This is a genomic window from Paenibacillus mendelii, from assembly GCF_024498075.1.
Taxonomy (GTDB): domain Bacteria; phylum Bacillota; class Bacilli; order Paenibacillales; family Paenibacillaceae; genus Paenibacillus_Z; species Paenibacillus_Z mendelii.
This window is the reverse complement of record NZ_JANHOF010000005.1, coordinates 180,152-205,130: the sequence shown is the minus strand read 5'-3', so window position 1 is coordinate 205,130 and position 24,979 is coordinate 180,152. Positions and strand designations below refer to the sequence as shown.

At 51.1% G+C, this 24,979-nt stretch carries 22 protein-coding genes; 1 reads left to right on the top strand and 21 read right to left on the bottom strand.

Translation table 11 applies throughout. The features are described from left to right. Positions 1–193: 193 nt before the first annotated feature. From NNL21_RS18340 to NNL21_RS18280, 13 genes are all read right to left on the bottom strand, one after another. Positions 194–724: a hypothetical protein gene (locus NNL21_RS18340; RefSeq protein ID WP_204818663.1), complete on the bottom strand. Its 531-nt coding sequence runs from the start codon at positions 722–724 to the stop codon at positions 194–196. A gap of 61 nt (positions 725–785) precedes the next feature. Further along, on the bottom strand, positions 786–1,181 hold the full coding sequence (locus tag NNL21_RS18335) for a VOC family protein (RefSeq protein ID WP_204818662.1): 396 nt from the start codon (positions 1,179–1,181) through the stop codon (positions 786–788). A 33-nt stretch (positions 1,182–1,214) separates the two neighbouring features. Next, positions 1,215–1,616 carry an iron chaperone gene (locus NNL21_RS18330; RefSeq protein ID WP_204818661.1) on the bottom strand — a complete coding sequence of 134 codons (402 nt, stop codon included), beginning with the start codon at positions 1,614–1,616 and terminating at the stop codon, positions 1,215–1,217. 203 nt (positions 1,617–1,819) lie between these two features. Further along, positions 1,820–2,896, bottom strand: coding sequence for a Gfo/Idh/MocA family protein (locus NNL21_RS18325; RefSeq protein ID WP_204818660.1), 1,077 nt, complete (start codon positions 2,894–2,896; stop codon positions 1,820–1,822). 22 nt (positions 2,897–2,918) lie between these two features. Beyond that, positions 2,919–3,812, bottom strand: coding sequence for an AraC family transcriptional regulator (locus tag NNL21_RS18320; protein ID WP_204818659.1), 894 nt, complete (start codon positions 3,810–3,812; stop codon positions 2,919–2,921). Between the two features lie 93 nt (positions 3,813–3,905). Continuing rightward, positions 3,906–4,757, bottom strand: coding sequence for a sugar phosphate isomerase/epimerase family protein (locus NNL21_RS18315; protein ID WP_204818658.1), 852 nt, complete (start codon positions 4,755–4,757; stop codon positions 3,906–3,908). A 345-nt stretch (positions 4,758–5,102) separates the two neighbouring features. After that, the gene (locus tag NNL21_RS18310) at positions 5,103–6,257 is read right to left on the bottom strand and encodes an N-acetylglucosamine-6-phosphate deacetylase (protein WP_204818657.1); all 1,155 of its coding nucleotides are present in this window, start codon (positions 6,255–6,257) and stop codon (positions 5,103–5,105) included. 7 nt (positions 6,258–6,264) lie between these two features. Next, complete coding sequence (locus NNL21_RS18305) at positions 6,265–7,035, bottom strand: glucosamine-6-phosphate deaminase (protein WP_204818656.1); 771 nt, start codon at positions 7,033–7,035, stop codon at positions 6,265–6,267. Continuing rightward, positions 7,028–8,077 (bottom strand): Gfo/Idh/MocA family protein, encoded by a 1,050-nt coding sequence (locus NNL21_RS18300; protein ID WP_204818655.1) that lies wholly within the window; start codon positions 8,075–8,077, stop codon positions 7,028–7,030. Before NNL21_RS18300 ends, NNL21_RS18305 begins: the two co-directional genes overlap by 8 nt. Before the next feature lie 4 nt (positions 8,078–8,081). Then, positions 8,082–8,936 carry a sugar phosphate isomerase/epimerase family protein gene (locus NNL21_RS18295; protein WP_204818654.1) on the bottom strand — a complete coding sequence of 285 codons (855 nt, stop codon included), beginning with the start codon at positions 8,934–8,936 and terminating at the stop codon, positions 8,082–8,084. Between the two features lie 960 nt (positions 8,937–9,896). Beyond that, the gene (locus NNL21_RS18290) at positions 9,897–10,775 is read right to left on the bottom strand and encodes an SMP-30/gluconolactonase/LRE family protein (RefSeq protein WP_204818653.1); all 879 of its coding nucleotides are present in this window, start codon (positions 10,773–10,775) and stop codon (positions 9,897–9,899) included. 166 nt (positions 10,776–10,941) lie between these two features. Continuing rightward, positions 10,942–11,694, bottom strand: a complete 753-nt coding sequence (locus NNL21_RS18285) for an SDR family NAD(P)-dependent oxidoreductase (RefSeq protein ID WP_204818652.1) — start codon at positions 11,692–11,694, stop codon at positions 10,942–10,944. Positions 11,695–11,806: 112 nt separating this feature from the next. Further along, the gene (locus tag NNL21_RS18280; protein WP_204818651.1) at positions 11,807–13,123 is read right to left on the bottom strand and encodes a M20 family metallopeptidase; all 1,317 of its coding nucleotides are present in this window, start codon (positions 13,121–13,123) and stop codon (positions 11,807–11,809) included. A gap of 288 nt (positions 13,124–13,411) precedes the next feature. Between NNL21_RS18280 and NNL21_RS18275 the strand changes: the two genes are divergently transcribed. Beyond that, on the top strand, positions 13,412–14,005 hold the full coding sequence (locus NNL21_RS18275) for a L,D-transpeptidase family protein (RefSeq protein WP_204818650.1): 594 nt from the start codon (positions 13,412–13,414) through the stop codon (positions 14,003–14,005). Between the two features lie 176 nt (positions 14,006–14,181). Here NNL21_RS18275 and NNL21_RS18270 read toward each other — a convergent pair whose 3' ends face one another. The 8 genes from NNL21_RS18270 to NNL21_RS18235 form a co-directional block, all read right to left on the bottom strand. Beyond that, positions 14,182–15,246 carry a Gfo/Idh/MocA family protein gene (locus NNL21_RS18270; protein WP_204818649.1) on the bottom strand — a complete coding sequence of 355 codons (1,065 nt, stop codon included), beginning with the start codon at positions 15,244–15,246 and terminating at the stop codon, positions 14,182–14,184. Between the two features lie 181 nt (positions 15,247–15,427). Then, complete coding sequence (locus NNL21_RS18265; RefSeq protein ID WP_204818648.1) at positions 15,428–16,588, bottom strand: Ger(x)C family spore germination protein; 1,161 nt, start codon at positions 16,586–16,588, stop codon at positions 15,428–15,430. Further along, the gene (locus NNL21_RS18260; RefSeq protein WP_204818647.1) at positions 16,585–18,084 is read right to left on the bottom strand and encodes a spore germination protein; all 1,500 of its coding nucleotides are present in this window, start codon (positions 18,082–18,084) and stop codon (positions 16,585–16,587) included. The genes NNL21_RS18265 and NNL21_RS18260 overlap by 4 nt, the downstream gene beginning before the upstream one ends. Then, positions 18,068–19,189, bottom strand: coding sequence for a GerAB/ArcD/ProY family transporter (locus tag NNL21_RS18255; RefSeq protein ID WP_204818646.1), 1,122 nt, complete (start codon positions 19,187–19,189; stop codon positions 18,068–18,070). Before NNL21_RS18255 ends, NNL21_RS18260 begins: the two co-directional genes overlap by 17 nt. Before the next feature lie 187 nt (positions 19,190–19,376). Continuing rightward, positions 19,377–21,110, bottom strand: coding sequence for a type 2 periplasmic-binding domain-containing protein (locus NNL21_RS18250; protein WP_204818645.1), 1,734 nt, complete (start codon positions 21,108–21,110; stop codon positions 19,377–19,379). Between the two features lie 39 nt (positions 21,111–21,149). Further along, positions 21,150–22,049, bottom strand: a complete 900-nt coding sequence (locus NNL21_RS18245; RefSeq protein ID WP_204818644.1) for a carbohydrate ABC transporter permease — start codon at positions 22,047–22,049, stop codon at positions 21,150–21,152. Positions 22,050–22,076: 27 nt separating this feature from the next. Beyond that, a complete protein-coding gene (locus NNL21_RS18240; protein WP_204818643.1) occupies positions 22,077–23,027 on the bottom strand; it encodes an ABC transporter permease in 951 nt (316 codons plus the stop codon). An 83-nt stretch (positions 23,028–23,110) separates the two neighbouring features. Continuing rightward, positions 23,111–24,640, bottom strand: coding sequence for a HEAT repeat domain-containing protein (locus NNL21_RS18235; RefSeq protein WP_204818642.1), 1,530 nt, complete (start codon positions 24,638–24,640; stop codon positions 23,111–23,113). Between the last annotated feature and the right edge of the window lie 339 nt (positions 24,641–24,979).

Sequence of the window (24,979 nt, the reverse complement as noted above, 5' to 3'; positions counted from 1 at the left end):
TCGACATTCAGTACCTGAGTCCTGCCTGATGGCGGCGGTGGTCGGACTGATGAAAATATATTTGTGAGGACGATATCAAAAGGCTGATCTTAGTTCACTAAGAAACCTAAATAAGCCGCTCAAGCTCTTCCCTTGAACGGTTTATTTTGTTCGTACAGCATCGCTTCGGATAACTTCTGCCGCGCTCGTTCTCCTAGTTCAGAAAGCTTTTCAATGCCTCCATGCTGTTATTCGCCCGAAGATTTAATGACCTCTTGTCCTTCATGTTGTACAAGACAAGTTCATGACCAGGATCAATAATCAGCGGTTTCGATATAATATCATCTAGAATTTGTTTGGAAGTGTGTAAGGTCTCATATAATAATTCTTTTGAGAGAACCCCTTTTAATGAGCGGACGATATTTATTATATGTTCGACGTACATAAGTTTAACAACGCTGTCCGCACTCATGATATGCTTGGATGCAAAGCGTACGACATTGTTTAAAATCCGGGGATCTTTAAAATCTCTCGCCATAGACTCAAGGTGTGAAACAGCCTCCCAATCTCGTATGGAGCATTGTTTCGTGTAGCTATCAATCATTTCTTGAATCCATTCCGCTTCCGTCTGTTCTGAGACCTGATAGGACTTATATTCTTCATATTCACCTGCCCGATGCATACGAATGGTGTTTCCTTGGTACGAAGTAAATAATTGCTTTGCTCTTAGTTGTTCGGCATCCATTCGAGTACCACCTCAATTCTTATAAAGCCTTAGCCGGCTTTGCTGCCATGCGTCGTTTTGTCTAGAATCCGTTATGCTGAACCAGATCAAATCGATTACCGTATAGATCCTCAAAGACGACCTCGACTCCCCACGGGACATCACTGGGTTCACCGAAAAAATGAACGCCTCGTGCTTTCATTTCTTCGTAATCGCGGCGGCAATCATCTGTATGAATGACAAGAAATACATGGTTGGCCGCCTGGCTTCCCAATCTCGCGAGCTTGTCGCTTGTATCGGCCTTGACCAGGACAATAGAGGTCTCATTGTTGGCGGAAGGAGCTATAGCTACCCATCTCATTCCATTTCCAAAGGCGTTGTCCGCCAGGATCTCAAACCCTAGTATGTCCTTGTAAAAGGCGATTGCTTCATCATAATCCTTTACTAAGATCGTGACGTATCCAATTTTTCGGCTCATGACATACACCCGTCCTTTCCAATTCTCATAGGGTCATTGCAGCGGCTTCTGTTTCTTCTTCAACTTGCCTTCTGCTCGTTTAATATTATCATCAATTCTGAATTGAACGATCCTGCTCATTAATTGATATGGCATGGGCTTGTCTATAGGAAATTGTACGGACCCTTTGGCCCCTTTATATGCCGATAATTCCTGTTGAAATGCAGCAATCCCACTAGCTCCAGGATAAAATCCGATGTGAGTTTTAAAAGCGGCGAAGTGCACCAGATTGCCATGCAAAGCAAAGGTAGGCATTTGGTAACTTATTTTCTCCTCTGCATTCGGTGCCGCCTCTTGTATTACCTTTCTGATTGTTTGCAGAATTTCCCGAACCTCAGGAGGAAATGTAGAAATATACTCGTCAATGGATTCAAATGTGACTTTGTTTCTTTCCATGTTTTCTCCTTTCCAAAGCCCTCGTATTAGCCTTAATATCTCATTTTTAAAGGAGAAGTACAATCATTTGACCGATGACAAATAATCAACAGCTTCTTGATCCACAATGAGACATAAAAGAAGAAAGAGACGCTCGGGGCTATAATCCCTCGGCGTCTCTTCTTCTATATGGAGATAACCCTATTGCAGCTTAAGTTGAACGACTAACCATAAATTTGCGGGTTTTGGCGGCGGCATTCTTCCATGACCATCATCTGCTGTCGAACCTGCTGCGGCGTTATCTCCAGCTCGGCTCCCTCGTTAATATGGCGGTACAGCATCATATACACCTGCTCCGTTATATCCTCGAAGGATGACTTCCCTTCCGGGAGAGACAGCGACCAGTTGTCCGTATGCCAGGTCAAGGTTTCATGGCAATAGGCTGGCAATCCATTGCTGTTGAAGAGCGGCTCTCTCGTTAATTGCTGAACAGGAGCTTCCTCTGGCTTATAATACTTCCATTCCAATTCCTGGCTCGAGCCCTTCAACCCGCCGTTCGTCCCCTGAACGTTGAACTGCTCGCGGCCGTATGCGCATGTCGAAGAGATTTCAAGATCAATCGTCGGCCGGCCCTGCCCTCTCATGACCAGCTTCACATAATCCTCCGCATCACCGAATGTATTGGCACGATCCATAATACAAGTGATTTGAGGCATCGCATCCGTTCCGAATAGCTGAAGCGCCTGATCCAATGGATGCGGCCCCGTGTTCATGAGATTACCGCCGTTATTACTCTGAAGCGTCTGCCAATCCCACCTGCGCGCGAAGCCATTCAGCGAGAAATTCACTTGAACGATTCGACCCAGCACACCAGATTCAATGACTTTACGCATCTGCACGAATGCATGCAGATAGCGCGACTGCTGGAATACAGCCAATACCTTGCCAGACCGCTCGGAAGCTTCGATCAAGCGATCGACCTCCTCTGCTGTCTTAGCCAGCGGCTTCTCGCACAGAACATGGTAGCCGCGGTTGAGCAATTCAAGGGAGATCGGATAATGCATATGGCTTGGCGAAGCATTGACGATCAGATCGAGTTCCTCATTGGCCACCATCTCCTCCCAGCTGGAATAAGCCTTGCAGCCGTATTCCTTCTTCGCGAGCTCCTGGCGCTCAACAATAGAGTCGGCAACAGCGGTAATCGTATAGTAATCTGAGATTTGTGCGAGCAAATTGCCATGAATATCTCGTCCACTGCGACCTTGTCCAATAATTCCAACCTTCAGCACTTTCTGGCTCACTCTAGAAAACCCTCTTTCCACATTAGGTTTTTGGGGTACCAAACGTCTTCTTGTATTCTGTAGGCGTAATCCCGGTGCGCTTCTTGAAGGTTCGGATGAAATGGCTCAGGTGATGAAAGCCTACCTGAAAGCCAATGTGCGTAATCGTATGTGAATCCTGACGAATAAGCTCCATGGCCCGTTCGATCCGCACCTCGTTCATGAAATCGATAAAGGTTTGACCGGTTTCTTTCTTGAAGATATGACTGAAGTAGGCCGGTGCCATATTCGCAATCATAGCCCCATGCTCCAGCGGAATGTCCTGGCTGAAATTATCATAGATATACCGTTTGACTTCATCAATGGGATGCTGATTCGCAAGCGAGGGCTGCCGTGCCGGCTTCCGCCTCCCTTTGCGAAATTCGCGGTCAATCATGATCAGCAGCTTAATCAGGCTTATGCGCACCGCGAATTCATATCCGGCTTCCCGGTGCTCGAATTCATCCTGAATATCCTGCAGCAGGTGTTCGACTAGCAGCTGCTTGCTCTTGCTGATATGGAGCCACAGGTGCAGGGGCGAATTCTTGCTGTCTTCCGGCTGCTGAAGCAGAGGCAGCAGCGTATCGGAGAATGGCGGCTTCAATTGGTCGCGTACAAGAATCGGCATGAAGTCCAGCAGCACCATCTCGTATTCTTTATCTTCAATTGCGCTGATGCCATGCTCGGTACCGGGCGATATGACGAAGATGTCCCCTCTGCTCACCGTCAGTGACTTGCCGCGAAGCTGATGGTTGCACACGCCTTTAAGCACGTAAGCGATTTGAATATATTCATGCGTGTGCAGCGGCTGCTTGAGAAGCTGACTCGTATAGCGTAATATTTTGAACGGAAATTCCTGACTGAGTTGATCCCTGCTCCGAAAATAATGAGTATCCATGACAATACCACCAGTCGAAAGCTAGTCTTGCATCTAGCATATTTCAATCCGCCCGAAGGAACAACCATTATTTAGCGTATCTTCCTTGCGATATTAAGATCGGCCCAGCAGCTTCTTGACCTGCTTATAATCATGCTCCAAGCGTTCATAAGCCGGAAACGGGGCATGACATTCAAGCGTAATCCAACCCGGATAGTTCGTCTCTCTCAGAGCGTCGAATAAGGGCTGGTGATCGGCTCCTCCCTCACCCATTCGGCTCTGCAGAAAATGCTCCTCGCCGCGATGCGTCAAATCGACGAAAGAACCCGGCGCTCCTGCCTTCTCGATTCGCAGCTCATCCTTCACATGTACATGAAAGAGAGATTTGCCCAGCTGATAGACCGAATCACGGCCATAATCCGTATCCGTAATATACATATTGCCCGCGTCGTGGATCATGCCGACATTATCGTGCTTCAGCATGCTCAGCAGATGCAAGCTGCTCTCCACGGTCTCAACCAGGGAACCGTTATGGATCTCCATAATGATATCGATCTGCTGCGCCTTCGCTTCTGCAGCGCAGCGATCGATCCAATACGCTGCTTTGGCAAAGTGATGAGGCTGAGCTAAGAAGGCATTCGGTCCTCCTGGCGAAACGCGCAGCTTGGAGGCGCCAAGCTCGCCGGCATGGTGGAGCATACGCTGAAAATCGTCGAAGGTTTGTCCGCATTCTTTATCGCTGCTCGTGGCGAATCCTCCCGTATAGGAGGCGATGACGGGAATGGCCAAGCCCAAGCTATCGGCCACCGCTTTCATTTCTTTCACACGCGGTCCACTGGTAGAAGGAGAGAGATGCGGCTCACGACCGGCAATTTCAATCCCGTCGAGCCCTAATTTTTTCGTTAATTGCATCGCTTCTTGAATGCTGTGATCGATAAGCACGCCGCTGAATGCCGCAAATTTCATGTTATACCTCCTAAAAGTTTTGTGGATGCTTCGCTTCTGCAGGAGCGAAATGAAACAAAACTTGCTTCGTAAGCATACGCTAAGTTCTGTGGATGCTTCGCTTCTGCAGGAGCGAAATGAAACAAAACTTGCTTCGTAAGCATACGCTAAGTTTTGTGAATGCTTTGCTTCCGCAGGAGCGGAATGAAACAAAACTTGCTTCGTAAGCATACGCTAAGTTTTGTAGATGCTTCGCTTCCGCAGGAGCGAAATGAAACAAAACTTGCTTCGTATTGTGAAACTCAGCGGTCATATGAACACTTTGCCTGCGAAGCGGTGGATTCAAATGGTTACATATGCTTCGGCTTAGGGCTTCGTGTAAACCCGCTCACCCTTTTTATACGTTCGCTCGACTTGGATCCGGCTGCCTACCATGCGGAATAGTACGAGATCGGCTGGCGCCCCTGCTTGCAGTCCAACAGCTGACGGCAGATTCATAGCTGTGGCCGGTCTTATTGAAGCCATATCCCACGCCTCGTCGAATGCTGTAAGGCCGCGACCGGTCAAGTGCTCAATGCCGGCCAGCAGCATCTGTGCCGAGCCTGCCAAGATGTTCTCGTTCTCCGCCAGATGCAGCCTCCCCTGCGGGGTCAACACCACCTGACCGCCAATATGGGTCGTGTACGTACCGGCCTCCAAGCCGCTCAAGGAAACGGCATCGCTCACCAGCAGCGCTTGCTTTCCCTTCACCTTGAGCACGACCTTGAGCACCTGATCCGGAAGATGGAAGCCGTCCGCGATCACGCAGCTCGACAGCCGGTCTTGGGCTAGCTGCTCCCAAATATAATTCGGATGACGCGGCAGCATCAGATGCGCGCCATTGCCCAGATGCGTGGACATTCGCGCTCCTGCATCAACAGCCTCTTGTATTTGTTCCGAAGTCGCGGAGGTATGTCCGATCGAAACCGTGACACCGCTGTCGGTACATTGCCTGATGAAGCTGGCGCTCCCCGGCCATTCGGGAGATACGGTTACGATCTTAATGCGCCCTCCGGATGCGGCTTGCCATCCACAGAACAGCTCCCAATCCGGGGCTCTTACGTATTCAAGACCATGTGCGCCGCGGGCGCCATCCTGAGGAGAGATGAAGGGTCCCTCCAGATGAATCCCCGCGATCCCCTGTTCCACTACGGGATCCTCATCACAAGCGCGTGCGATCGATGCAAGCAAGGCCCGTATCTCCTCCGCCCCGTTGGTAATGACGGTCGGATAACAAGCCGTCACGCCCTGGCTCCACAGCTTGCGAATGGCATCGCCCAGCAAGGTATCCGGCATCGGCAGCCGGTTGAAATCCAGACCGGCAAATCCGTTAATTTGCAAATCGACAAGTCCAGAGGCAGCTAACGGCAAGCCTGCATCGCCTATCTCCGTCTCTGAAATCGGCGCCAGATTCGTGATGATTCCTTGATCCATCGATATCGTGACCGGTTCACCTGTTGCATAATGAATAGCTCTAATCATCGTCTGTTCACCCTCCATACGAATCACGGTCCACATATAGCGTACAATCCGTATGCTTCCTCAGAATCGTGGACGGACATGCCGTGGATATCGGACCGTTCAATGTACGCTCGATGGCTTGACGCTTCGTCGGTCCCGGAACGGCGCAGAACAAGTGAGCCGCTTCTAATAAAGCGGGTATGGTGAGTGTTAACGCATGCGTCGGAATATCCGCGAAATCCATGAAGCAGCCATCATTGACCTGCTGCTGGCGGCACGCGTCATCCAGCTCCACGGCTTTGATGACCTCCCGGTCATTGAAGTCGGCTACGGGCGGATCATTGAATGCGAGATGTCCGTTCTCCCCGATCCCTAAGCAGACGATATCAATAGGAGCCTCCTTCAGCAGCTTGGCATAACGGGCGCATTCATCCTCTACGGTACTTGAGCTGTCAATGAGATGTACGTTGCCGGGCTTGACCCGATCGAACAGATGCTCTTGCAAATAGCGGCTGAATCTTTGCGGTGCATCGCTGGGCAATCCTATATACTCATCCATATGAAATGCAGTTATACGGGACCAATCTATCGAATGATTGCCAGCAAGGTGATTCAGCAGCTCGTTTTGCGAGGGGGCCGCAGCGAATATCATCCGAATGCCCGGTTTCGCAGCGAGCAGCTCATGGATCCTCTTCGCTGCATCAGCAGCGGCCGCAGCGCCAAGAGCAGCTCGATCCTTATACACGTGCACCTTCAGAGAATCCACGGTTTTCGATAACACAGGCTGCTGGTCAACCATTCGCTTGCTCCTCTCCTGTATGAGCGTCTACGCGAAGCTGAACACCCTCCGCCGCACTTCTGTAAATCATTTCGACGAGCTGCACGGCCCGCAAGCCGTCTTCCCCCGTAATAAGCGGAGAAGAACCGGTCTCGATCGAGGATATGACATCAATAAGCTGACTCTGGTGGAAATCGCTTGCGATGCTCCTCGGATCGGTCACCCCGCCATATGAAGCGGAATGAATGCCGCTTGGCTCCTTCCAGCCTGGGACTGACCAATGGACGATCGAGGAGCCTTCCAGCTTGATGGTTCCCTTATCGCCATAAAGATTAATCGAGGCAGCAAAGCCGGGCTGAATACTCGTCGAAGCCATGATCGTACCGAAGGCGCCGTTCTTGAACTGCACGATGGCAAGTCCGAGATCCTCCGCCTCCATCGCATGGGTTTGGGTAGCCAGCTGTCCGAAGACGGTGCGCACCTCACCCGCGAACCAGAGCAGCAGATCCAAGCTGTGAATCCCTTGGTTCATCAGAGCCCCTCCATCCTCCGCAAGAGTGCCTCTCCACTCTGCACTGTCGTAATACTCCTGCGTCCGATAGAAGGGAAGCGAGATTTCGGCCAACAGCAGCTTTCCGATCGCGCCTTCCTCCAGCACCCGTTTGACCGCTTGATGCTGGGCTTCAAAGCGCCTTTGCGAAATAACGGAGAACTGCAGACCGCGCTCCCTTGCGCTGCGGACAAGCTGGGCTGCATCCTGCACATTCATGGCGATTGGCTTCTCAACGACAAGATGCTTGCCTGCCTTCAACACATCAAGTCCGATGCGGGCGTGGCTGCCGCTCGACGTTGTTACGCACACAATATCGATGTCCGCGCGTTCAATCAAGGCATGATAATCATTCGTCCAATCGCAATTCTCTCGTTCTGCAACCGCCTTCGCCTTGGTTTCATTGCGGTTGGAAACGCAGGCTAAATGCGCACCCTCGATATCATGTATCGCTTGGATATGAAAATCCGCGACGGAGCCGCAGCCAATGATCCCGAAATTCCACGTCTTCATCGGCTTATACCTCCTTCAGCAGGGCACGGAGCGCATCCAGCGTCATACGAGTACCGGTCATCTGCGTACCGCCTTCAGGAATAAAATGCGTTTCCAGGGTAAACAGGCCATCGTATCCATCGGCCAGCAAGGCTTTCAATTGTGCAATCACTGGCACGACTCCGGACCCAAGCGGCACGCAGCGTGCTGTCCCGTCCTCCCGAATGATGGCATCCTTCAGATGAATGTGAGCCAGAACATCCTTCATGAATGCGTAACCCGCCGGGTAAGCCTCGCGTCCGCCGTAGGCTTCATTACCCGGATCCCATAATCCCTTTAAGGCCGGGGAACCGGTGCCGCGAACAAGATCCGCAACCTCTTCGGCAAAGCCGCCGTTGCAGGCCGGCTCATTCTCCAGCAGGAGCACGACGCCGTGACGTTCCGCAATCTCCGCAGCTTTCCGCAGCTGACGAATAATCTCCCCCCAGTAGAGAGATGGATTCTCTTCACGCCAGAAGGAAAAGATGCGGATCCGGTTCGTGCCGAGCAGCTTTGCAATTTCAACCACGCGCTCGAGCTTGACAAAGTGGGTATCCAGACTTTCCTCCCGCTGGCCAAAGGTATCTCCATGTGCAGCCTGTCTGGAAGGATCCAGCTTGCACTTAAATAGAGGCGAGGCTACGGCCGAAATGTATAACCCCCGTTCCTCAACCAGCCGACGAACCTCTAGCAGCTGACTGTCGTTTAATTCCACCACATTGGTCCCGTTAATGACCCGAACTTCAACATGCCTCAAGCCTTGCTCGGCAGACCAGTCCAGCGCTTCTTCGAAATGGGCCGATACTTCATCTGTCAGTACCCCCAGCCGATTCAATACCACGGAATAACCTCCTCTATTGTCACCTTTTATGGCTTGACAGCGCTTCCCTAATTTCAGGGAAATAAAGCTTCTATAACCACTATATCAAGATGTTCCCCTCAAAAGTTGACGTTTCTTTCGAACCCTGTGCGCATTTTTTTGGAAAAATGTGAAGAACCGCTTCGCGCTGTCTTTGTCTGCTTCGCGTATGGAGAGAGGGCACCGAACGTTTGCTTTCCACTGCTGAGGTAGCGCCATAAATGGGCGTTACAGCAGGGGTTATCGCCACAGCCGAATACTGTAACGCCATTTTTTACCGTTACAGCGGTTGATTCGGCCCCAGGCCTCCGTTTTCTGCTGGCTGTAACTCCACAATATGGCGTTACAGCGGGCGGTGTCGCCCCAACCGAGTTCTGTAACGCCATTTTTTACCGTTACAGCGGTTGATTCGGCCCCTGGCCTCCGTTTTCTGCTGCTGTAACTCCATAAATGGGCGTTACAGCAGGGGTTATCGCCCCAGCCGAGTGCTGTAACGCCATATTTTACCGTTACAGCGGTTGATTCGGCCCCAGGCCTCCGTTTTCAGCTGCTGTAACTCCTCAATATGGCGTTACAGCGGGGGGTGTCGCCCCGGCCGAGTGCTTTAACGCCATATTTTACCGTTACAGCGGTTGATTCGGCCCCAGGCCTCCGTTTTCAGCTGCTGTAACTCCTCAATATGGCGTTACAGCGGGGGGTGTCGCCCCGGCCGAGTGCTTTAACGCCATATTTTACCGTTACAGCGGTTGATTCGGCCCCAGGCCTCCGTTTTCAGCTGCTGTAACTCCTCAATGGGACAGCGGGGGGTGTCGCCTCTGCCGAATATTCCATATAACTACAAAAAAAGAACCCTTCGAACAATCGAAGGGCTCCTCTATCGGCTAACCAGCAGCTATGACTTACTGCAGGAACTATTCCTTGACTACAAGCTAGCTCCCTTGCTCAACCAAACCGGAATGGGCGTCTGCCCCGAATTCCCAAGTCGCTGGTTTCCATATGGAACAAGGCACCTGACAACGGATATTCGGCACGCTTGCTGTCGCTCATACCTTGGTAAGCACTCGTAATGAACAACGTTTCGTAATTCGCCCCTCCGAAGGCACAGCTTGAAGGCTGCGGCACCGGCATCTCAATGGCCGATAATTGGCTTCCATCAGCCGGATTCCATCTTACGACGCGCGAACCGCCCCACTCCGCTACCCAAATCATGCCTTTATGATCGATACTCATTCCATCCGGCAAGCCGCTCTTCTCATTCAAAGTAACAGCCGTCCGCTCTTGGCCGAGCGTTCCGTTCTTGGAATCGAAAGCATAGGCTTGTACGCGAGGAATATGCGAGTCGATATAATACATCTCGTCATGAGTCAGGCTCCAATCCAAGCCGTTCGAGCAATAGATCCCGCTAAGCTTTTCTTCATATTGAAAATCAGCACTCACCCTATAGAGCGCTCCCTGGGCTTTCGACTCGTGTAGATCCATCGTCCCAATCCACAATCCGCCGTCCGGACCGGCCTTCCCATCATTGAAGCGAACATCGGAAGGCAAATTTTCCAGTCTGAGAACTTCATCGAAGCTCGTCTTGCCGGGTATCCAATGATAGATACTGTGATAAGCGCTCACCAGCCACCCGCCATTACTGCAAGGTACAAGCGCACTAGCCAGCTTAGGAGCCTCTATCGTCTCCACTTTGCCGGATTCCGGATTTAATCGATGAATGCGGTCCCCATTAATGTCCACCCACAACAAATACCCTTCGGTTTCATCCCAAACTGGACCTTCTCCAATGACTGACAATGGTTCCGGAATCGAAATTGGTTTCATGATTAGTTCACCTTTCCTCTCGCGGCGATTTTCCGCGTTTCTTGAACCTCTTCGTCTTGAACAATTACGAACTCATCCATCCTAGTGGCAGCGCACAGTAGAACACAGGGATGATAGCCGGCTTGCCCCAATGGACGGGCGGTAGCAGCGCACTCTCTTTCTTGCTCTAGTACGCTAATTGGCCGCCATCGACTACGATACTCTCACCGGTAATAAATGCAGCATCGTCGGAGGCAAGGAATGCAAAGACACCAGCGACATCCTCCGGCTTGCCGACCTTGCCAAGCGGTATGTACCGATCAATGTATTCGCTTACCGTTTCGGGACTGTCGATCGATTCCGACAACGGCGTCCGAATATAACCCGGACACACCGCATTGACGCGAATGCCCGATACTCCAAGCTCGATGGCCATTGTCTTCGTGAGCAGCACCACTCCGCCCTTAGACGCATTGTAATGAGCATATCTAGCTTCTCCAACTAAACCGTTGGTGGAAGCCATATTGATGATGCTGCCCACACCTTGCTCCTTCATGATCCGGGCAACGCGCTGGGCCACGTAGAACATCCCGTTCAAATTCACGTCAATCATTCGCCGCCAGTTATCATCCTTGATATCTAAGAACGCTTCCTGCCAGGCGATTCCTGCATTATTGGCCAGAATATGAATGGCGCCGTGCTCCTGATGAATGCTGTGGATGGCTTCATCCACTTGATCGGTCTTGGAGACGTCCGCCAAGCGTGACGATACCGAATACCCCTTTGCAAGAAGCCGATCCTCGGATTGCTGCAATACGTCTTGGTGAATATCAACCAACACGACATGAGCCCCTTCGGCTGCAAAACGTTCCGCAATCGAATGGCCGATTCCCTGTCCTGCGCCGGTCACCAGCGCAATACGGTTAGAAAACCGCTTCATATGCTTTCCCCCTGCCTAGTCTATTATCATGGCATATAGACGATCGCGTCAATTTCAACTTTGATAGGATCCGGAACCGTTTACACAACTGCGCTGCCAAGCCCCAGAGTCCTTACCTTTCCTCTTGCAGGCCGCACCAGCGAATCATGGCGGATGCATAAATTTCAATCAGCAGGGCTAGACTGTCCAGATCGACATACTCGTCCGGCGCATGCGCGTTTGAGCCGGATGGTCCGAGAATAAGCGCAGGTCCAGAGCCATATTCATTAAACACAAAGGCATCGCACGCGAACGGAGCTCCCTTTACCTCCGCTTTCCGTCCAGTTGCCGCTTCAATCTCCTCCGCCAGCAGCGGTATGAGGGGACACTCCGGATCGACTGAAGAACCTGGCAAGAATCGGATCATCTTCTCGAAGCTGGGACGACCCAGCCCTTCCTCGAACGTCCTGCCGCAAGATCGCTCATAGCCTTGAAGAAGCTCATTCCGTAGCTCTTCCTCCGTCACGCCGGGATAACATTCCACCCAAATATCGACATAGCATACAACAGGTCCAACGTCGCATAGGGGAGAGTTCAAGTCACCGGCTTCCAAACGCGTCACGATAATGGGGAGGTGATCCTTCCGGTCAGAGAACCATGGAGCAGGACCCGCCTGACCCGCGCGCTCCTTCTCGAGCGCTTCGAGAAACACGATGAATCTCGCCGCTGCTGTCGCCGGATTCTCTATTGTCTCCCCGCTGAAGGACAGCCCTGTCGTCCCCCTGAACGTCACTCGCCACAAAGCCCCTCCTCGAGCGGCAGGATATAGAGCCAAATTCGTCGGCTCGGGAATAATAACCGCATCCGCATGGATCCCCCTCGCCCGGCCGGCTACTGTACCATTAGCCCCGCCGAATTCCTCATCAACGACCGATTCGATCAAGACGTCTCCTTTCAGGCGAATATTCAATTCCATGAGACACCGGACTGCCATCATGGAAGCAACCAGACCGCCCTTCATATCGAAGGAACCCAGGCCATACAGCTTGTTTCCTTCAATTCTCGGTGTGAACGGATCAGCCGGCCAATCAGGCGCAGCGGCAGCCGTGTCGATATGACTGGAGAAAAGGAGAGATTTCCCTGCTGCACCTGCGCCGCCCCCTGCCCATACTGCGCTCAGATTTGGACGATCGTTATAATTCTTACCAGAATAATAAGCCGGATGCGCATGAAATCCCGGCACCTCCTCGGGATTGTACAGTTCTGCCTCCAGACCGAGCTCCTGCATCATTCCAAGTAATCTCTCCTGGCACTCCTTCTCCGTGCCAGATACGACCTTATTCACCGTATTGAACGAGACAAGCTCAGATAGCAGCTCTGTCATGCGGCCGCGGTTACGCTGTACCCACTCTCGGATCATTAACGAAAGACTCGGTTCGTTATCGTTCATGTCCATCCCTTCCTCCCCATCCTCATCCTCGAGGTCTCATACGGGGAAACGGCTCAGCTGAGGCAGTTGCTTATTCAACCAGCAGTCCGCCGGCCCTATTCACTTGAGACAGCAAGCGCTCCTTATCTAGCTGTTGAGCCGATCTACTTATGTAATACTTCGCTAATAGCGTCATTTCCCCTGCCGGCAATTTCGAATCTTTGATTGGTATGTACCCTTCAACTCAGCATTGAAGTTTTTTGCACACTCTTGTAAACTATGGTTTTATATGGAGATGATAGGAGCGATATGATGAACTTTTCCCCGGCGGACGGTGATCTGAACGGTTATGGGCAGTGCATTCATGTTTCCTTGCAGGCGGGTTGCGTAAATCAAGTTCACATTGAAGCATTCGAGAGGAAGGACGGAAGCTGGACCTCCTTCCGCTCTTGCAAAGGGTTCGTGGGGACAAATGGGCTGGCCTTGGCTTCGGAGAAACGGGAAGGAGACATGCGAACGCCGATAGGTGTATTCCCTTTTGAGCTGGCCTTTGGCAAATACGCTAATCCCGGGACACGTATGCCGTATCAACAGATGTTCGCCGAGGATGTTTGGGTTGACGATCCTTCCTCACCGTTGTACAACACCCTTCAGAAGCTCCCCAGTAATGACAGGTGGCATTCCGCGGAATTGATGCTGCGCGACAATGATGTCTACGACTACGGAGTCGTAATCGGCTATAACACCAAGGAGCGGATTCCAGGTGCGGGCAGTGCGATATTCATGCATATCTCCAGTGGACCGACAGCCGGCTGCTTAGGTATGGCAAACGAATCGTTAATGACGCTCCTGCTGTGGCTTGATCCGGCCAAGAAGCCATGCGCGTCATTCTCTCTTAAATAATTTAAGAAAATCCGGCGCGCTCGCAGCACAGCCGGATTTTCTTTGTCCATGACGTATCGGTTCTTGTTCTGATTACAACCTTCATGGAACAGATCCTAGAATGAATTCCCGTCCCGCTTCATACTGCTTGGCTAGATCCGCCATGTCCCTGTAAAAAGTCCAAATTAGGAGACAAATTATAATTCATCAATCATCGGATCATTCAGCGTAACCCGCCGTCCTTGTTTCGCGGAAGCGTAGCAGGCTAATACCATGCGCAGCGAAGTTCGGCCCTCTTCTGCGGTTGCAAGCGCTTTACGTTCGCCGTGCAGAAATTCCGACAGCGGCTTAGCGAGTCCCCGGATGCGATAGCCATGATTCTCTGGCGTCTCGATATCACTGCTGATCCATGCGCCAGCAGCGGTATCATAACGCTTCAGACCCGGTCCTTCGCTTGCTCGCGCGGCATTGCAGCTTGGCGCATCACCGAAATTCTGTACGACCGTTCCGCGCTCGCCCACGATCTCCGTCGTATTCTCCCCGGCGTTACATGTGAAGGAACAGTTTACTTCGGCAATTGGCCCCCCCGCGTAGCGGAAGATAGCGATCCCATTATCATGCGGAATATCAGGGTTATACAGCGATTCGATCTCAGCTGTAACGCTGTCTGGTACCCCCAGCCAGAAGTGCAGCAAATCAATCGGGTGGGATGCATCATCCGCCCATATATCCCGATTATATTCAGGCTTAACGTGCCAGGATTGGGCAAAATCTGCCTGCAGCCCCATTGCGAGGCCATGTCTGCGGCGAATGGAGAATACTTGACCGAGCTCTCCGCTGTCCATCCATTCCTTCATCTGGAGGTTCTGCGGATCTACCCTCATCTGCCAAGCCATCGTGAATGGAACCTTATGCTTATCGACCGCCGCAACGATTCGATTCGCTTCTTCCATCGTCAGAGCCATCGGCTTCTGCACAATGATAGCTTTGCCGGCAGCTGCAGCTTGTTCCACCAGATCGGCGTGCATCGAGGTCTCCGATGAGATAATGACCGCCCCAATATCATTCTGCGCAAGCAGCTCGGAAGCTTCTGAATAGGCCTTCAAGCCGAACGTATTACGGGCAGCATCCAGACGATTCTGATCGTGATCCCATCCCCCGACGACTTTAATCCCATATGCCGGATCTCTCCAAACGTCACAATATGCGTTGACATGACCGTGTGCAAAACCAAGAATACCTACCTGAATCACTTCGCTCATCTTTCCTACCCCTCTCGATGGTCGTTTTGATCACACTTTGGGCTTGTCGTTTGCCCTTCATCTTTCATCATACACACTCGCAGCGACAATTTCGTAGTGGATCGCGACAATTACAGCGATTGGGGCAGCATCGGTTGAAACGAAGCTCAGGACCATCCATGTACGGTAAATATGGCCGTTTTTAATGCAAGCGAAGCTTGTATTTTCCGTAATAAGGTACAGACACCTTCACATCCAGCTGTTCAATCGAGTCGGGCTTAAGGAGCAGATGCTCTCCATTCCCAGTTAGCTTCTTCCATGTTTGCGGATATTTCCTGTATAGCTTTTCTTCCAATCCGAACACGTCCACACCGATACGCAGCCCCTCCTTGTAGGTATCCATAATTTGCTTGCGGATGGCGTCTTCGGCAGCGCGGTTCATCTCGTCAGGAGTGATCTTCTCCATATATTCGTACATGCCTCCATAATAGGTTGCTTTCACATGAAAACGGACGTCTGAGCCATGGAAGACCGGTTTGATATGGGAATTGCTTAATTTAACCGATATCCCTCCGTAGAGCGTCCCCTCTTTCTCGATCGTCAGTGGCGCCCGATCCATACTCGCAAGCAGCCAATGATAGCCCGCAAGCTGGTTTCGATTCAGAAACCCCTTCATTTGCCTGCCTGTTTCAAAGAAAGCACCGTCGATCATCAGCATGTCATGGGGAGTCTCGTCATGCTTCCATTGCTTTTTCGTCAGAGACAAGCTTGGCAAGTATGCCGAGACGGCAGGCTCATTGTAATCCAATATATATTGGAAGAAGAGTACCGGATTATACGTCGAATATTGTTTGAAATTCGATTCCGGACTGTGGAGAATCGAAACAAGCGGAGACAAATTAAACAGAGGGGTGGCCCTGAGCAGCTCCTCCATGGAAGACTTCGTTCCGTAGAGCCACGCGTTATACCTGATTTCCGGATAACGGTTGATCATGTCCGCGATCTGATCGTGTTTGGCGGCTAACACGTTATCGGTCAGGACAATGGCCGTTACATGTCCCCAGGAAACTTGTAGCTGCGCGCTTTTATACATATCATTGAACGCCATATCCAAGGTACGCCCTCGTCCTTTGCCTATCCAGACTGGCGCTTGCGACGTTGGGCCGCTGACTCCGCTTGATTTTGCAATTCCGGTGAAGTCCAGCATCTGGAGGTAGACGATAAATTCATTGTCCAGGTAATCGATACCTACTGCTTTGACATAGCTCTGAATCTGGATTTCCTTGGCGCTCCAGCAGCCGCATAACGAGATCAGCAGCGCGATGGAGACAATCATAGACAATGCCCGGCGCAAATTTTTCATTCCTTCCGCCCTTTCTTGACCGGATGCTGGGTGTCGAGATAGGCAGGCCGGCGCTTTCTCCATACGAACGGCATTCGGAATAGAGAATAAAACGCCTCTTTTAAATTTAAGGGGGTTACTGGAGCCAGATAAGGAACGCCGAATGAGGTAAGTCCCGACAGATAGATCGCGAATATGATGATGGACAGAATGAATCCGTACATCCCCAGCGTCGCGGCCATAATGAACGAAGCGAATCGGAGTAAAATGGAAGTGCTCGTCAGCACCTGATTCACGAGCGTCGCCCCCGCTACGACCGTAATCGCAGTCACCACAATCATAAGCGGTGACACGATGCCAGCCCTGATCGCCGCATCTCCGATGATTAACCCGCCTACGACGGTCAACGTCTGTCCGATGGTACTGGGCAGCCGTACGCCTGCTTCGCGAAAGAGCTCCATTAACGACATAATAAAGAACATCTCCAAGCCGGATTCCATCGGCAGCCCTTGCCGCCCTAAGGAAATCGTCGCCAGCAGCGGAAACGGCACCTGATCCATATGATAGACGGTCAAAGCAATATAGAAACCCGGCAGGAATATCGTCAGCAGCAGCCCTGCTAAACGAAGCAGCCGGCCCACATTCACGCCCAGGAAGGAGAGATGGGAGTCCTCTGGCGATTTGAGCAGCAAGAATAGATTGACGGGAGCGATCAGAACGGTCGGATTACCGTCCACGAGCACGATGAACCGTCCGTTCAGCAGACATTCGACCGCGAAATCGGGTCTTCCCGTGTAGCCCGTGATCGGGAATAAACTAAGATTCGAATCGGTAAGCAGCTCGTCCATCTGATTGGTAGAGAGCAGCGATTCGATGTTCATCCGCTCCAGCTTCCGTCTGACCTGCCGGATCATGACCGGGTTGGCAACGTCCTTAATGTACAGAAAGGCCACCTTCGTCATCGTTCTCTCGCCGATAAGATGATATTCGCATGCCAGCGAGGAGGAGCGGAGACGCTTGCGGATCAGGGCGACATTGATGGTGACCAGCTCGACGAAGCCGTCCTTGGGTCCGCGTATGGAGACCTCGGTAGCCGATTCCTCCGGTGAGCGGCTCGGAAAGTTGGCAATATCAATGGTCCATATGGTTTGCAAGGAAGGAAAGCATAAGAGCAGGTGACCTTCGAATACGTGACCGATAATCATTTTCTTGTCAAATTCCGGTGTCAACGATTCGAGCTCGGTCCACTGCACCTCGGCCTCCCGGGCAACGTCCTCTTTTCGAACGAATTTCGTTTGGTTATAGACCCTCTTAAGGTCGGGCAGGATGATGTCGTTAATGAGGCGCGTCTCGGTCATCCCGCTGCAATAGACTAGAATAACTTGTACATTTGCCGGAGGCTTCCCGAAATAACTGCTTTGTACAAGCACATCGTTACAAGTCCCAAACCAGCTTTGCAGCATGTGCTCGCTAACGACGAAGGGTTCTTTCTTTGCTGCTTTATCCGGCTTTTTCATTGGAGGAGGCCTCCCTTATCTTCCGTTGTTTAAGTTGTTTGATCAAAATCGCAATGGCAAGGAGCAGCGTGGATCCCACAATGAAAAAAAACGAAATCGGGAATTGGATATGCGTAATATAATCCAGTCTCTGACTATCGCTCCACGGTTGAATGGCAATGATACTCATTGCGACCGCAACCCCAAGAATGGTCCAGTTGCGCTTCACCGGCTTACGGATATTCAATAAATCCGGAATCAGATAAAGCGACAGCGCGACACGGGCAAAAGAGCCGCACATCCATTGATAGATCGATAGAAAGTCTACATGCTGGAACAATTGACCCAGCCGCAAAATTTTCCACTGCTCGAAAGCCGTATTGCGCTGCTTGGCCGCTTCCATCGGTCCGAATTCGGTTATGGCGCCTATCGTAGGACCGAGCGTCATCATAATCAGGAACAACCCCAGCAGCAGCATCTGCCACCAGCGCAGCTTCTTGGACAGCTTATGCTGAAACAGCATCAGTACCCACATTTCCATCAAGGCCGCCATACTGTAGAAAGCCCCTTGTATAACCGGCATCCAGCCATGCTCCATTACCGGAAACAATACATGGTAGTTCTTATATTTCTGGTTGGCGGACATGACGAAATAACCAAGCAGAATAACGACCGGCAGCAGGATACTGGATGTCATCGCGATGGAATGTATGCCTCTGCACGCCGCTAATGCAGATACGAGCACCCCTACGAGCACAATGAGGAGCAAGGGCGTTTGCTGCATATACGTCACAACGGCCCATGTGGACGTATCCTCCAGCGTATAAGTCCCCATGGAGAACAACAGAATGGCCGAGCTTATACGGAACACCCACGATACAAAGGCCCCATATTCACGCCCGATCCAGTCCGTCAGACGCTTCCCCTTGATATATCTCAAGATGCCAAAAAACATTAAGATCCAGAGCAAGAAGATCGGTGCCCCTACTAACACCGCGATCCATGCGTCACGGCCGGCGGTCCCCAGCAGAATCGGAATTGCTTGTACATGGCTGACAAGACCGCTGCTAAGCAGCAGGATGGAAAAAGCGAGCCATATGCTGATTTGATCTCTTCGGCTATGCATGGACGATATTCCTCTTCCCCTGTCAGATGCGGTTAGGGTACTCAAAAATTTACCATCTTATGCAAAATAGACCCGGACTAACGGGAGCTTGTACGATTTACTGCAGCGCAATGAACCAAAAAAAAGACCTCTCTATACGGAATAAATTCCGATTGAGGGCCTTGATTTTTGGTAATTTTAGCGCCGCTTAGGATTTATATTGGCGGTCATATACCGTTTGCAGTGTATTCATATAGCCCTTCGCCCCAAGCTTGTCGAGCTCCTTCAAGTAAGCATCCCAATCGCTATCCAGGTTCTTCGCGCCAGTAACGAATTTGAATATGCTCTCTTCGACAAAACGAAGAATTTGCGTCTTCGGTTCTGCAATGGCCATCGCCTCATCGGTCTTGAAGTATAAAGGTGGCGGCACCATGCTTACCCGGTTAGGCTGATAATCATTCACCGAGGAATCGAAGAGGATCCGTTCTTGATCGAATCCTTCCGATGCGGTAGCTAACGTCCCTTTGTCATCCACGGAAGCATACAAAATATTCAACGTCCCCCAGGACTGATCGGTCGGCTGTCCGAAGATATACAGCCAGCGCCAGAGCGCCGGTTTGCCGTTTAACCCGATATCGCCTTCCTTCGCCTTCTCCCACGTTACGCCTTCCGGTCCGTAGAAGAAGTTTCTCCACTCCAAGTCGGCCGCATAATCTGTCAGCATAGCCTCACCGAGCCGGAAAGCCGTCACCGGATTGTCCGCATATTTGGTAATCACGTAGGCGGGCGAGCCGACCGGCTCCATGTAAGGCGTAATCCGTTTTCCTTCGGCATTCTTAAGCGGAGGAAGCGCGATAAATTCATCCCGTGCCCCCGGACTGCCAATGTCCATTGCAGAGCTTAAGGCTCCCGCGGAGAAAGCGCCCACCCGGTTGCCATCCGGTCCCCCCGCCAGCACGAAGGCTTGATTCGCCTTAAGCAGGAACGCCTCCTTATCGAGCAGTCCTTCATCATACAGCTTCTTCAAGTACTTCAATCCGTCTCTCCATCCGTCCTGCATATAGGAGGCCTTGATTTGGTCGCCGTCCATATAGTTCCAGTCATAAGCTTTACCGTTGCTCGGCGTGAACGGATTCATCAGATAGCCGGTTAAATCACCGAACCAGGCATCCGTGATCTGAATGAGCGGAATTTCATCCTGCTTGCCGTTTCCGTTCAAATCCTTGCCTTTGAACGCTTTCAGCACATCATAAAGCTCATCCGGCGTTTCGGGCAGCTTCATGCCGACGGCATCGAGCCACTTCTGATTCAGCCAGAATCGCTGGGCGTACATGCAGTGCTGGCATTCAATTACGGACGGCAGCGCATAGATATTACCGTCAGGGGCCGTCATATTCTTTAACAGATTCGGGTATTTCTCCGTCAATTTCTTAATATTCACGCCGTATTTTTCGATATAATCATTCAAAGCCAGGAAAGTGCCTTGCGAGCCATAAGTGGTGAGCTGGTCGTTCGTCAGATTGGTCTTCAGGAAGACATCCGGAAGCTTCGAGCCGCTTGCCAGCATCAGATTGATCTTCTGCTGCGCTTCATCCGCTCCCTCCGGACCGATTTCGAAGGTTAAATCAATATTCGTTTTCTTCTCTATCCAATCCGTTGACGCATTCTTGTCCATATCGGTAACGAAAGCGACAGCCGACTTCGTGATGTATAGACTGAGGTCCTCTTTCTTGTTCACGATGGGGTACTGTCCGGGCTCCGTAAGGTTCGACCCCGCTTCCGTTCCGGAGTTACCGGCTTTCTCTCCGGTTTCTCCGGTTTCTCCCGTTTCCTTGCCGCCGCTTGCGGTACTCCCATTCCCGTTTCCGTTGGTGCAAGCGGCCAGCATCAGACATAACGCAAATGCGATAACCACCCATCGAATGCCTCTGCCTCTAATCATCTTAACCCCTCCTGAGTTCGTGTACAGTCTTTGACCGTATCACCCTTTTATAGCGCCAATCATAACGCCCTTCACGAAGAATCGTTGAATGAACGGATAAAACAGGAGCAGCGGTACGCTTGCGATGATAATCAAGGAATATTTGAGCAGCTCGCTAAGGCCTTGCCGGGCCGCAAGCTCTTCGATATTGACGTTCTGCATCATCGACACATCAATGCTGTTGACGACGAGAATTTCCCGCAGAACAAGCTGAAGCGGTCTCAAATTATCACTGTTCAGGTAGAGAAGCGCATCGAAGAACGCATTCCAGTGCATGACGGAATAGAACAGCGCCATAACCGCGATAATGGGCTTCGACAGCGGGAGGAGCACGGAGATCAGGTAGCGCATATCACTGCATCCATCAATTTGAGAAGCTTCAAGCAGCTCGGAAGGTGTGTTCTGGAAGAACGTGCGTGTAATGATAATGTTGAAGACCGACAGCGCTTGAGGAAGGATCATCACCCATCGCGTATCGATGAGTCCGAGGTTTTTTATCAGAATGTAGGTCGGTATGATTCCCCCGCCGAAAAACATCGTGAACGCAAAAATCATCATGATGACATTTCGCGGTTTGAAATCGCGCCGTGCAAGCGGATAGGCGGCGGCAATTGTAAGGATCACGTTAAGCATTGTGCCTGCGATCGTATAGAACAGCGTATTGGCGTAGCCGGTCATGATGCTCTTATTCGAGAATACCGCCTTATACCCGGCAAGCGATGGCTCAACCGGAAATAACCATACCTTGCCGGTTACAACGGCACTCGGAGAGCTGAACGACGCACTGACTACATAAACGAGCGGGTACAGCACGACAAGCAGAATGAGAAACAAGAATATGTCGTTGGCCAAAAGAAACAGACGGTCCTGCCTGGTCATTCGTCTATTGTAGACATTCATAGACATAGGCTCCTCCTTCACCGAAACTTACCATAGGCTGGTGTTCCCGTATCGCTTGGCGAGTCCATTGACGATGCATAGAATGGTGAAGTTAATAATGGAATTGAAGAAACCGATTGCGGCTGAGTAGGAATAGTTCGGCAAACTGCTGGCGAAGCTCAGTTTGTACAAGTAGGTCGAGATGACTTCTGAAGATGAGAGATTCATTGTATTCTGCATGAGATATACCTTCTCGAAGCCAAGGCTCATAATATAGCCGGTATTCAGAATCAATAGAATGACGGCTGTAGGGATAATCGCTGGAAGATCCACGTGCAGAACGCGTCTAAATCTGCTCGCCCCATCCACGATCGCTGCCTCATGCTGGTCACCATCTACGGTCGATAGGACCGATAAATAGATAATCGAGCTCCATCCCATCTGCTGCCATATATCGGACCATACATACAAGTGGCGAAACCACTGCTCCGAACCCATGAACATGATCGGATCATGGCCAAACAAGCCGATCAATTGATTCACGATGCCGAATTTCGGAGACAAAAATTGGTACATCATCCCTACGAGAACAACGACGGAAATGAAATGCGGCGCATAGGTAATCAGCTGCACGGACTTTTTGAATTTCGTGCGAAGGGTATTATTCAGTGCAAGCGCCAGAATGATTGGAATCGGGAAGCCAATCAATAATCCATAGATGGTCAAGAAAATGGTATTCCGAATGACCAATTCAAACGATGGCGACGTAAAGAAGTTTTCAAAATGCTTGAATCCAACCCATGGGCTGCCTGTGATGCCTTGAGTGGCCACAAAATCTTTGAATGCGATCTGCAAGCCATACATAGGGAAGTAGTGGAAGACAACGATGTACGTGAAAGGTAAGAGGATGAGCAAATACAATTGATACCGGGCGACCAAATCCTGCTTCATTCGTTTCAACAAGGACGGACCGCTATGCGGCCGTGCTTTAGCCTCCATGCAATCACTCCCTTGGGAAATGAGGCGCCCGTCGCGGGGCAGCCTGGTCATGCACACCAGGATGCCCCGCGGGACGTATAGGATTAAAACGCGCTGGAACGGTTAGTTACTGGACACCATCGGGCTCTCTTGAGGAAGGCTATAAGGAGGGTAAGTGCTTCTGGGGTGTGTATACGATCAAGTGCGTCTACTGCGACAGATGGAACATAGCGATAAGAATCCGTAAGAGCCGACTCCAATGCGGGGACAGCTTGTGCCGCAAGGGGACCCATACGCGCAAGCGATAAGCCGGCTGTGAAGCGAATAAAATCCTTCGGATCTTCAAGAAGTACTTTGCAGACCTCATCAATGACAACAGAATCCGCCAATCGCATCACTCCGAAGGCTTCTACCGCATGCTGCCTCACAAATGGAGATGAATCCTGCAGGAGCGAGATCAGCGAAGGGATTGCAGCGGATGCATCATGGCCGATCTCTCCCAGCGCTAGAGCCGCATAAGCACGTGCTTCGCCTGCTTCTTCTCCTTCTTCAAGCAGCGCAATCAACGCCGGAACTGCGGCAGCTCCGCATTCGATTAAGCCATGGGCTGCATTGCAGGCAGTCGGATGGAACGTTGATCGCAATCCTTCGATTAAGGGAGCAATCGCATCCGGTCCTACAGATCCGAGCGCATAAGCCGCATTGAGTGAGATTCCCTCATCCGTTTCGTGCAGAAGACGGGCAAGATCGGGTATGGCACCGGCTCCGTCAGATCCCAGCAGTCCGATGTCGTCTATCGCTCTTAGACGGACCTGACGATCTTCGTTATTGAGCTGCTCCAGACATGCCTTCAAGCTTTCTTGCTTCTCCGCAGGGGCCGCCTCAGATGCTGCAGCTACATATGCTTCCGCATGTACAGAGCTTCCCGAAAGCCAGTTCCAGGCCGATTGCCACTGCAGCCGGTGCTCATCTATTCCATCCAGTTCAGCTGGCGGAGTCCAGACCGGATTCCGGTTATCCCATTCAGGAGCAGCCGGGGCTTCCATACGGAAGAATTGAAATTTAAACATATAACGATCAATGTTCGAGACATTCTCGGTTGCCGTATGCCATAGATTGTAGTCGATCAAGGCCAGCGTTCCCGCCTTGCCGCAAACCGGAAGCCATGGTTCCGAGTCGTCACCACGAAGATTATAGTAGTTCTGGGTGCCAGGCATGATCGATGATGGCCCCATATCGGGCGTTACATCCTGGGTATAGTAAAAAATGAGCGCGGACCAAGGACGATGATTACGGATCTTCTCATTAAACCAGTAGTTGTCCTTGTGCCAAAACACGCTTCCGGCACCGCCCTTGGTCAGATGTCCGTGCCTGTGGCTGCTCATGATGTATCCGCTTCCAAGGAGGCTGGTCAGTGCCCCTCGAACGGTTGAATGCTCGAAGATATTCCCGATCTCGGGGATGCGCGGCAGCAGGTTGTTGCCCACATTGCCTTCCCGGTCGTACACCTCATTGATTTGTTTCAGAATACGCTCATGGAATGAGGTTGGAAATTCAGCGTTCAGCTTCAGGTAGCCCTTCGTAATAAATTGCTGCATCTGCTCATCGGAAAGCAGTGTTAAACCATTGCTCATCGCCCATCGCTCCCATCGATAATGATCGTCTTGGATTATTAAAATTATATCGAAAGTAATTTATGTTATTTAATTTAATGTAATTATATATAATTTGTCAAGAAATAATTGAGCGTTTTTTTGACACCTAATCCCCGTTTACAAGAAGGCCTAGCATCTGGCATTTCACGCCTCTATTCGATATTTTTCGCAGCAAAAAAGTCCACGATAATATCGTGGACGACCTGTTCTTCGTGCTATATCGATCTCGCTTCATTCAAACACCCGCTTGTATTTCTCTTCCTTATAACCTGATATTTCCATCATGATTGCAGCTAAGCTCTTGCCTTTATGCCTCAT